The organism is Micromonospora sp. NPDC003776 (assembly GCF_053605645.1).
On the sequence record NZ_JBSGJR010000234.1, the window covers coordinates 1 to 9,693 of the forward strand.

At 73.2% G+C, this 9,693-nt stretch carries 9 protein-coding genes; all 9 read right to left on the reverse strand.

Annotation, left to right across the window (positions count from 1 at the left end; genetic code table 11):
* Positions 1–430: Dyp-type peroxidase domain-containing protein (locus tag ACWEVO_RS19465; protein ID WP_452308935.1), on the reverse strand; the 430-nt coding region annotated here is incomplete at its 3' end.
* Positions 427–1,560, reverse strand: a complete 1,134-nt coding sequence (efeO, locus tag ACWEVO_RS19470; protein WP_452308936.1) for an iron uptake system protein EfeO — start codon at positions 1,558–1,560, stop codon at positions 427–429. The genes ACWEVO_RS19465 and efeO, both read right to left, overlap by 4 nt.
* 29 nt (positions 1,561–1,589) lie before the next feature.
* The gene (gene efeU / locus ACWEVO_RS19475) at positions 1,590–2,534 is read right to left on the reverse strand and encodes an iron uptake transporter permease EfeU (RefSeq protein WP_452308937.1); all 945 of its coding nucleotides are present in this window, start codon (positions 2,532–2,534) and stop codon (positions 1,590–1,592) included.
* Between the two features lie 290 nt (positions 2,535–2,824).
* Positions 2,825–4,324 carry an adenosylhomocysteinase gene (gene ahcY / locus ACWEVO_RS19480; protein ID WP_452308938.1) on the reverse strand — a complete coding sequence of 500 codons (1,500 nt, stop codon included), beginning with the start codon at positions 4,322–4,324 and terminating at the stop codon, positions 2,825–2,827.
* 295 nt (positions 4,325–4,619) lie between these two features.
* Positions 4,620–5,771: a mannose-6-phosphate isomerase, class I gene (gene manA, locus ACWEVO_RS19485; protein WP_452308939.1), complete on the reverse strand. Its 1,152-nt coding sequence runs from the start codon at positions 5,769–5,771 to the stop codon at positions 4,620–4,622.
* 2 nt (positions 5,772–5,773) lie between these two features.
* Positions 5,774–6,802, reverse strand: a complete 1,029-nt coding sequence (locus ACWEVO_RS19490) for a cation diffusion facilitator family transporter (protein ID WP_452308940.1) — start codon at positions 6,800–6,802, stop codon at positions 5,774–5,776.
* A gap of 31 nt (positions 6,803–6,833) precedes the next feature.
* Entirely contained in the window at positions 6,834–8,030 is a 1,197-nt protein-coding gene (locus tag ACWEVO_RS19495) for an SIS domain-containing protein (RefSeq protein ID WP_452308941.1), read from the reverse strand.
* The gene (locus ACWEVO_RS19500; RefSeq protein ID WP_452308942.1) at positions 8,027–8,239 is read right to left on the reverse strand and encodes a Trm112 family protein; all 213 of its coding nucleotides are present in this window, start codon (positions 8,237–8,239) and stop codon (positions 8,027–8,029) included. The genes ACWEVO_RS19495 and ACWEVO_RS19500 overlap by 4 nt, the downstream gene beginning before the upstream one ends.
* A gap of 195 nt (positions 8,240–8,434) precedes the next feature.
* Entirely contained in the window at positions 8,435–9,430 is a 996-nt protein-coding gene (locus tag ACWEVO_RS19505) for a hypothetical protein (protein WP_452308943.1), read from the reverse strand.
* Positions 9,431–9,693 lie beyond the last annotated feature (263 nt).

Consider the following 9,693-nt stretch of genomic DNA (forward strand, 5'->3'; position numbering starts at 1 on the left):
ACGCTGACGATGATGGTGGTGTAGCCGGGGACGTCGATGCCCTTCTCGACGGCGTCGCGGCGCCGATCAGGCCCGCGTCCTTCCCGGCGGTCATCCGGGCCGCGGCGGCGGTCCAGTCCTGCAGGAGCGTGACCAGCTTCGCCCGGTCCGTGGTGATCACGTCGAAGGCGACGAAGTGCAGCCGGTCCTGGGCCGGGGTGGTGATGCCGGCCTGGTGCTCGCCGTGGAAGGGCACCGCCCCGGCGGCCACGTCGTTCGCCGTGACGTGGTCGCCGCCCCGCACCAGCGCGGTGGCACCGGCGGCCACCCCGGCCACGCCGGCGACGCCGACCCCGGCGAGGGTGATCGCCCGCCGGCGGGACATGCCGGTCCCGGCGGTGGCTTCGGTGCTCGGCTCGCTCGTCGCGTCACCCGCGGCTGGGCTGCTCATCGGGTGACGACCGCGGCGACCTTGCTGATCGGCTCGGCGAGCGCGTTGATGCTGTCCGACAGCTCCTTCAGCTCGGCCTTGCTGAGCTGGGTGTGCAGCTTCCAGCCGTCGCCGGCACGGTGCTTGCCGAGAGTGGCCTCGACGTCGGCGAACTCCGCGTCGAGCTGCTTGACCAGCTCGGGCGAGCGCTGCTCCAAGGCCGGGCGGAGCGCCCCGATGGCCGCCTTCGAGCCCTCGAGATTGGCGTTGAAGTCCCAGAGATCGGTGTGCGAGTAGCGCTCCTCCTCGCCGGTGATCTTGCCGCTGGCCACCTCGTCGAGGAGGGCCTTCGCGCCGTTGGCGAGCTGGAGCGGAGTGAGCTTCTCGGCGTTCGCCTTGGCGACGATCGCCTTCACATCGGTGAGCAGCTGGTCGGCGATCGCGCCGTCCTTGCTGACGTCACCGGTGGTCCAGAGGTCCTTCTCGATCCGGTGGAAGCCGGTGAACTCCATGCCCTCCTCGACGACCTCCTCGCGGCCGTCGATCTTCGGGTCGAGGTCGCCGAAGCTCGCCGCGACCGGCTCGATCCGCTCCCAGTAGGTGCGGGTCACCGGGTAGAGGGCCTTGGTCTTGGCCACGTCGTTGGCCTTGACCGCGGCCACGAACTCCTCGGTCTTGGTCAGCAGCGCGGCGGTCTGGCTCTGCACGTACCGCTGGTAGCTGGCGGTGGCCTCGGTCAGCGCGGCGTCCGGCGCCACGCTCGCGGCGGTGCCGCTGACCTTCAGCGCGCCGCGGATGCCCCGGCCGCTCATGCCCGGCTTGCAGGCCGTCTCGTAAGTGCCGGCGGGCAGCTCGACGTGCAGCTGGCGGCTCAGGCCGGGGGCGATGTTCTCCACCTCGCCCATCACCCGGTCGCCTGCTGCGTAGATGTAGAACTCGTTGACCTTGGAGCCGGAGTTGGTCACCTCGAACGTGACCTGGCCAGCCTGGATCTCGGTGCTGCCCACCTCGCAGGCGCTGTCGGTGGCCTTGACCACGATGGGGCCGCCGGCCGTCGTGTCCGACTTCTCGTCGCCGCCCCCGCACCCGGCCAGGCCGGCCACGGCGAGCATCCCGGCGGCAGCGGGCACGAAGAATCGAGTGGTACGCATCGGTGCGGTATCTCCTCGGGAAACGGTCGTCAGGCGCGCTGGGGCGTGGTGGAGGTGTCGGTCGCCACCGGACCGGCCGGGGCGGCGCCCTCGGCGGCCGGCGTGGCGGTGGCGGTCGGCGCGGCCTCAGCGGCCGGCTTGGCCGGGGCGGCGGGCTTGGCGGGCGCGGCCGGCTTGCGCAGGAAGAGCACCAGGACCGGCACCGCGTACGCCACCCAGGCGATCACCTCGAGCACGCTCGGCGTGGCGGTGATGTTGAACATGCCGCTGAGCAGCGCCGCGTACCAGGTGCTCGGGTCGAGCGCCGAGGAGATGTCGAAGGCGTGCCGGTTCAGGCCGGGCAGCACGCCGGCCTCCTGGAAGTCGTGCACGCCGTACTTGAAGATGCCGGCGGCGACCAGGATCAGCAGCGCGCCGGTCCAGGTGAAGAACTTGCTCAGGTTGAGCTTCAGCGCGCTGCGGTAGAGCAGGAAGCCGAGCACCACGGCGGTGAGGATGCCGCCGACCAGGGCGAGCATGGCGTTGCGGCCGGCGCCACCGGCGCTGCTCTGTGCGGCCGAGTAGAAGATCAGCGCGGTCTCGAGGCCCTCCCGGATGACCGCGAGGAAGGCCATGCCGGCCACCGCGAACGCGCCGACGGCCAGAGCGTCGGAAAGCTTGCCCCGCAGCTCACCGGCGATGCTGCGGGCGGCCTTGCGCATCCAGAAGATCATCCAGGTGACGAAGACGACGGCGGCCACGGAGGTGATCGCGTCGAAGAGCTCGCGCGACTCGGAGGTCTGCAGCAGCGAGGTCGAGGTGTACTCGATCAGCCAGCCGAAGAAGACCGACAGGGCGACGGCGGTGGCCACGCCGAGCCACACGTGCGGCAGCCGGTTGCGTCGGTCGGACTTGACCAGGAACGCGACCAGGATGCTGACCACCAGGGTCGCCTCCAGGCCCTCGCGCAGGCCGATCAGGTACGTGGCGAACATCAGGTACTCCGTCGTTGGTTAGGCACGCCTCAGTTAACTTAGGGCAGCCATACCTTCCTCCTGACCGGGGCCCGCCGTCAAGTCGTTCACGACAACGTCACCCTGGTGGGCGGGGATCCCACACCCGCCGGTCACCCCAGCTTTCCGCCCCGGGGGCGACGGTCACCAGGGCCATCCGGCCCCACCTGCCCGTCGGGAGCCGGCGCCGCGCCGGGCGGGTGGGTGCCCGCGTACGCGAAAGGGACCGGGACGGCCGCGCGGCGGCCGACCCCGGTCCCTCCCGGGTGCGCTCAGTACCGGTAGTGCTCCGGCTTGAACGGGCCCTCCTGGGACACGCCGAGGTACGCGGCCTGCTCCTTGCTCAGGGTGGTGAGCTTGGCGCCGAGCGCGTCCAGGTGCAGCCGGGCGACCTTCTCGTCCAGGTGCTTGGGGAGCACGTAGACGCCGACCGGGTACTCGTCGGTCTTGGTGAAGAGCTCGATCTGCGCGATGGTCTGGTTGGCGAACGAGTTCGACATCACGAAGCTCGGGTGGCCGGTGGCGTTGCCCAGGTTCAGCAGGCGGCCCTCGGAGAGCACGATGATGGCGTGGCCGTCCTCGAAGCGCCACACGTCGACCTGCGGCTTGATGTTCTCCCGGCTGACGTCCGAGCGCTTCGCCAGGCCGGCCATGTCGATCTCGTTGTCGAAGTGGCCGATGTTGCCGACGATGGCCTGGTGCTTCATCCGGGCCATGTGCTCGTTGGTGATGACGTTGAAGCAGCCGGTGGCGGTGATGAAGATGTCCGCCTGCTCGACCACGTCGTCCAGGGTGGCGACCTGGTAGCCGTCCATCGCCGCCTGGAGGGCACAGATCGGGTCGACCTCGGTCACCACGACCCGCGCGCCCTGGCCGCGCAGCGACTCGGCGCAGCCCTTGCCCACGTCGCCGTAGCCGAGCACGACCGCCATCTTGCCGCCGATCAGCACGTCGGTGGCCCGGTTGATGCCGTCGATAAGCGAGTGGCGGCAGCCGTACTTGTTGTCGAACTTGCTCTTGGTCACCGAGTCGTTGACGTTGATGGCCGGGAAGAGCAGGGTGCCGGCGCGGTGCATCTCGTAGAGCCGGTGCACGCCGGTGGTGGTCTCCTCGGTCACGCCCTTGATGCCGGCGGCGATCCGGGTCCAGCGCTGGCCGTCCTCGGCGAGCGAGCGGTGCAGGAGCTTGAGGATTACCGCGTACTCCTCGGAGTCGGCGGACTCGACCGGCGGGACGACCCCGGCCTTCTCGAACTCGACACCCTTGTGGACGAGCAGGGTGGCGTCGCCGCCGTCGTCCAGGATCATGTTCGGGCCCTGCCCGTCCGGCCAGTTGAGCACCTGCTCGGTGCACCACCAGTACTCCTCCAGGCTCTCGCCCTTCCAGGCGTAGACCGGGACGCCGGCCGGGGCCTCGGGGGTGCCCTCCGGGCCGACCACGATCGCGGCGGCGGCGTGGTCCTGGGTGGAGAAGATGTTGCAGGACGCCCAGCGGACCTGCGCGCCGAGCGCGACCAGGGTCTCGATCAGGACGGCGGTCTGGATGGTCATGTGCAGCGAGCCGGTGATGCGGGCACCGGCCAGCGGCTGGGCCTCGGCGAACTCACGCCGGATCGCCATCAGGCCGGGCATCTCGTGCTCGGCGAGCCGGATCTCCTTGCGCCCGAACGCGGCGAGCGACAGATCCGCCACCTTGTAGTCGCCCTCGGCGAGGGTGCTCGGCCGGGCCTCGGACGACGCGCCGCTGGGGGCCGCCGGGAGGGTGCTGGTCATGGAAGCTCCTGTCGAACGATGTGGTGCGCAGCCTTCCACCTTACGCGCGCGACCCGGTCGGGCCATGCCCGGTCGGCGGACGGCGGACAGCGGACAGCGCACGGGGCGGTCGGTGGTGAACGGACTTTCCGCCCACGGCCCGGCCGCCCCGTGCATCCCCCCGGTTTGGTTCCCCGCGCGTCACCGGACCTTCGTCGCGACAACGCTGCGCACCCATAGAGTCACACCGGGTCCGGGCAGCGTCAAGCCATTTCGTAAAAGTCGGAATTGTGGCGCCGGGCCGAGCCGGGCGTGGTCAGCCCAGCCCGCAGGTGGCGACGTACGCCTCGCCCTCGCCGCCGATCACCAGCGGCCCCCCGGCCGCGGTGCCCACCGCCGCCTGCCCCGGCCCCAGCGTGACCGTGCCCACCCCGTCGTCGACGGTCAACTTGCCGGCCCGGCAGAGCACCACCCGCGGGCCCGGCAGCGCCAGCCGCACCCCCGCGCCGCCCGCCGCCACCTCCACCCGGTGCAACGCGAAGTCCTCCACCGGCACCGGCCAGGTCACCACGCCCGGCGCCACCGGGACCGGGGCCACCACCGGTTCATCGAGCACCTCAAAGCGCAGCACCCGCAGCAGCTCGTCCACGTCGACCCGCTTGGGCGTCAGACCGCCGCGCAGCACGTTGTCGCTGGCCGCCATGATCTCCACCCCGGTGCCACGCAGGTAGGCGTGCAGGTTGCCGGCCGGCATCCAGATCGCCTCGCCGGGCGCCAGCCACACGTGGTGCAGCAGCAGCGCCACCAGCACCCCCGGGTCGGCCGGATAGTCGACCGCCAGGGCCCGCGCCAGCACCGCGTCCGGCCCGGCGGCCTCTGCCGACAACACCCCCGCCACCAGCCCGGCCCGCTCCGCCTCGGGCCAGCTCAGCAGCAGTCGCACGGCCTCCCGCAGCCCCGCCGGCCCGGTCCGCAGCGCCGCGACCACCGGCTCCAGCGCCGGTACGCCGAACGCAGCGATCGCCGCCGCCGACTCCACCGGGTCGCGGAACCCGCAGAGCGCCTCGAACTCGCTCAACGCGACCAGCAGCTCCGGCTTGTGATACGGGTCCACGTAGTTGACCCGGCCCGGGTCGGCCGCGTGCCCCGCCCGGGCCTGGTCGGCGTCCGGGTGCGCCTGCAGGCTCAGCGGCGCGTCCGCGGCCAGCACCTTGAGCAGGAACGGCAGCCGGGTGCCGAACCGGCCGACCAGCCGCTCCCCCAGCCAGTGCGCCGGCTCGGCGAGCAGCAGGTCGGTGAGGCTCACCGGGGCGCCGTCCCGGTCCACCGTGGCCGGGGCGCCCGGGTGGGCGCCCAGCCACAGCTCGGCCTCCGGCCCGTCGCTCGGCACCGGGCGCCCCTGCAACTGGGCGATCGCGGTCCGGGAGCCCCAGGCGTAGTCCCGGATCTGGCCCTGCAGCAGTTCCACGCTCAGCTCCCGGGCCGGCCGGCCACCTCGTCGCCCGCGGCCCCCGGCGGCGTACCGGTGGCCTCCGGCTGCGGCACCGCGGTGTGCGCCGCCTGCCCGGTGCCCGCCCGGTCCGCCGCCGCGCTGTAGATGTCCGGCTCCAGGTAGATGACCCGGGCGATCGGCACCGCCGCGCGGATCCGCGCCTCGACCGCGTTGATGTCCCGGGCGACGTCCTCGGCGGTGTCGCAGGCCGGCACCGCGATCTTCGCGGCCACCAGCATCTCCTCCGGGCCCAGGTAGAGCGTCTTCATGTGGATGATCCGCTCCACCTCGGGGCCGTCCGTGACGGCCCGCTGGATCGCGGCCAGCTCCTTCGGGTCCGCGCCCTCGCCGAGCAGCAGGCTCTTGGTCTCGACCGCCAGGGTCAGCGCGATGACCACCAGCAGCACGCCGATCATCGCCGTGCCGGCCGCGTCCCAGAGGCCGTTGCCGGTGATCAGCGTCATCCCCACGCCGACCAGCGCGAAGACCAGACCGATCAGCGCGCCGAAGTCCTCCAGCAGCACCACCGGCAGCTCGGGCGCCTTGGCCCGGCGGATGAAGCGGATCCAGGACTGGCTGCCCCGGATCAGGTTGGACTCCTTGATCGCGGTCCGGAACGAGAAGCCCTCCATCCCGATCGCGATCACCAGGACGGTCACCGGCACCCACTGCCAGCTGGTGATCGGCTCCGGGTGCTGCGCCTTGTGGTACGCCTCGTAGAGCGCGAACAGGCCGCCGAGGCTGAACAGCACGATCGCCACGATGAACGCGTAGATGTAGCGCTCCCGGCCGTACCCGAAGGGGTGCTCCGGGGTGGCCTCCCGCTTGGCCCGGCGGCCGCCGAGCAGCAGCAGGCCCTGGTTGCCGGAGTCGGCGACCGAGTGGATCGACTCGGCCAGCATCGACGACGAGCCGGTCAGCAGGAACGCGACGAACTTGGTGACGGCGATGCCGACGTTGGCCGCCAGGGCGGCGACGATCGCCTTCGTTCCACCGTTGGCGCTCACGCTTCCGCTCCCCGCCCCGTGCCCCACGTGCTCACTGGTTGGCCAGCTCCTTCATCTCCGTGATGGCCGGCACGGCCATCGGGTCCAGCCCGTGTGCCAGGGCGAGGTAGATCGAGGCGAAATCGGGGACCGCCATCAGCGAGGCGAGCCGCTCCAACGCGGAACCGCCCTCGGCGGTCACCACGTCGCAGCGCACCCCGCGCCGCTCGGCGAGGGTCTGCACGGCGTCGGCCCGGCGCTCCTCCACCGCGAGCGGCTCGTCGGTGTCGTCCTCCGCGTTGAGGCCGCCGTCGCGCAGCAGCACCAGCCGCAGCCGGGTGCCGTCGCCGCCGCTCTCGTCGGGGTCGGCGAAGATGTCCCGCTCCCCCTCGGCCAGGCCACCGAACACGCCGTCGAGCAGGCCCACCCGGCCCCGGCCCGCCTCACCCAGCGCCCCGGTGACCACCGGGTAGCGGGCGTTGGCCGAGAGCGTGTCACCGAACCGGCGGGCGGCCACGGTGGCCAGCGGTGACGAGCCCCAGACGATCGGGATCGACCCGGCCAGGCCCAGGGCGAGGGACTTCGCCGGGTTGACGAAGGACTCGGCGGTGGGGCGGCACCGGTCGGCGTCCGCGTCCAGCCGGGCCGCCGTCTCGGCCAGGTCCGCCTCGTTGACCTTCACCAGCCCGAGCGTACGGGCGGCCAACAGCACCGGCACGGTGAGCGCCCAGAGGCTGGCCCGGGCCGGGGCCCGGCGGGGCACCGGGATGAACGGCGCCCGGGCCCGCTCGGCCACCGACTGCAGCTGGGAGTCCGGCGCGCCGACCGCGACCAGGCGGGCCCCCCGCCGGTGCGCGGCCTCCGCGGCACCCAACGCCTCGGGACTGCGGCCGGAGGCGCTCACCGCGATCACCACGTCCGCCGCGCCCACCCAGCCCGGCACCCCCGCGCTGCGGTGCGGGATCACCGGCACCGGGCAGCGCGGCCCGGCCACCGTGGCCAGCACGTCACCCGTACGCCCGGCGGTGCCGATGCCGGCGATGACCACCGCACGCGGGCGGCCCTCGTCGGCCAGGACGCTCAGTTTCGCCTCGGCGGCCAGCGCCGCCGACTCGCGCACCTGCGCCCCGGCCGAGGCGGTGAACCGGAGCATGCCGCCCGGATCCTGCTCGGCCAGCAACTCCGGGCTGTCCAGCAGCGACTCGTCGGCGTGCCGGTGCCCGCTGACCCCGGCCGTACCCTCCATCACGGCTGCGTCGCGGAGCCGCCGCGCGCGTCGTCCGCTGCGGGACCGCCGCGCGCCTCGTCCAGCAGCAGCACCGGGACGTCGTCACGCACCTCGAAGATCCGACCGCACTCGGTGCAGGTCAGGGTCTGCGCCGCGGCGTCATAGTCCAGCGGGGCGTGGTGTGTGTCCGGGCAGGCGAGGATCTCGAGCAACTGCGGGTCCAGGGCCACGGCGCGGCTCCTTCCACGTATGCGGTCTCACCGGTCGGCGGTGCCACCCGGCGCAGGCGATCTTATCGGCGAACCGGCGCCGGCACCGGGTCACGTCTCCGCACCGACGGCACCGCGGCCGGCGCGGCGGCCACCCGGGTCGGGTCGTCGCCACACACCGTCACGGTAACGCTCGACCGGCGGCCGGACGCCGGCTCAGCGGGGCGGACGGGGCAGCACGCTCGTGGCGTCCGGGCCCGCGGCCGGCGGCTCGCCACCCGGCTGGCCCCCGGCAGCGGGAGCGCCATACACGTTGCCGGTGGGACGGGGCGTCGCAGACCCGCCGTAGACGGTCGGGGTGGCCGGCTGCTGCCCGTACACCTGGCCCACCGGCGCGCCGGCCCGGTACGTGGTGCCGCCGGTGGCGCGCGGCAGCGGAACCGGCGGGTGTCCGCCCTGCTCGTCGGCCTTCTCCGCGCGGCTGCGCCGGACCAGCAGCGCGATCAGGGCGGCGCCGACGAGCACCAGCAGGATGCCGAACCACATGATGGGGGAACCTCCGGAGGAACTGTCGGCCGCGGCGGAAGGGGCTCCGGCGGTCGGGGCGAGCGCGGCCAGGGCCGAGCCAGTGCCGTCGGCGGCCGGGGTGGTCGCCTCGGCGCTGGGTGTCGGGGTGGGGGTGGCCTTGCGGGTCGGCGTCGGCGAGGAGGCGGGCGCCCCGCCCACCACCCGGGCCGCGGCGCCGCCCCGGCCGATCAGCCGACCGACAGCGGTGGTCGCCTCGCCCACCACGGTCAGCCGGCCACCCGGCGCGCCGGCCAGGAAGGCGACCCGGTACCGGACGGTCCTGCCCTTGCCCTTGCACAGCGTCGGCTCCGCCGGCGCGGTACGGGCCGTCGTGACCGCGCCGGAACCTCCGGAGACCGGCACCGGCCACCAGCGGCCGTCGCTGTTCACCTGCACCTGGACCTGCTCGGGCCGGACGCCGTCCAGCCGCAGCGCCAGCGCCGTGCGCAGCATGACGCAGCCGTCGGTGCGCTTGCGCACCTCGACCGCCACGGTGCCCGGAGATCCGCCGACCGTGAAACTGCTCGCCGAGCGCACCTCCACCCGGTCGCCGTCGGCCAACGCCGGGGACGCCGTGACGGCCAGCAGGCCGCCGAGCATCGCGCCGACCGTGGCCACCCGCGTCGCGTGCCGCCTCACCGACATCCCCCACCTCACCGTTTCCGCCCCTGTCCGGGTCCGCCGGTAGGTTACTACCGGCCCAGCGAGGTACCCGCGCATCGAGCGCTCACCATGTGCGCCGCGACACGTCTGCGCCGTTACCTGTCAGTGCGTTCTAGCGACTGATCGGCATGTCCCGCCTTGCGGTGGGACGGTCCCGGTCTTGTCCGCGTGGGCGGGGCCGGGTTGACGTTTCATGGCCACCGGCCCGCCGGGGCGGGTCTTATGGTCGGCTCCACGTCCTGCCA

Coding starts and splice junctions, on each gene's coding strand:
- efeO (WP_452308936.1), bottom strand. CDS start 1,560: ATGCGTACCACTCGATTCTTCGTGCCCGCTGCCGCCGGGATGCTCGCC.
- efeU (WP_452308937.1), bottom strand. CDS start 2,534: ATGTTCGCCACGTACCTGATCGGCCTGCGCGAGGGCCTGGAGGCGACC.
- ahcY (WP_452308938.1), bottom strand. CDS start 4,324: ATGACCAGCACCCTCCCGGCGGCCCCCAGCGGCGCGTCGTCCGAGGCC.
- ACWEVO_RS19505 (WP_452308943.1), bottom strand. CDS start 9,430: ATGTCGGTGAGGCGGCACGCGACGCGGGTGGCCACGGTCGGCGCGATG.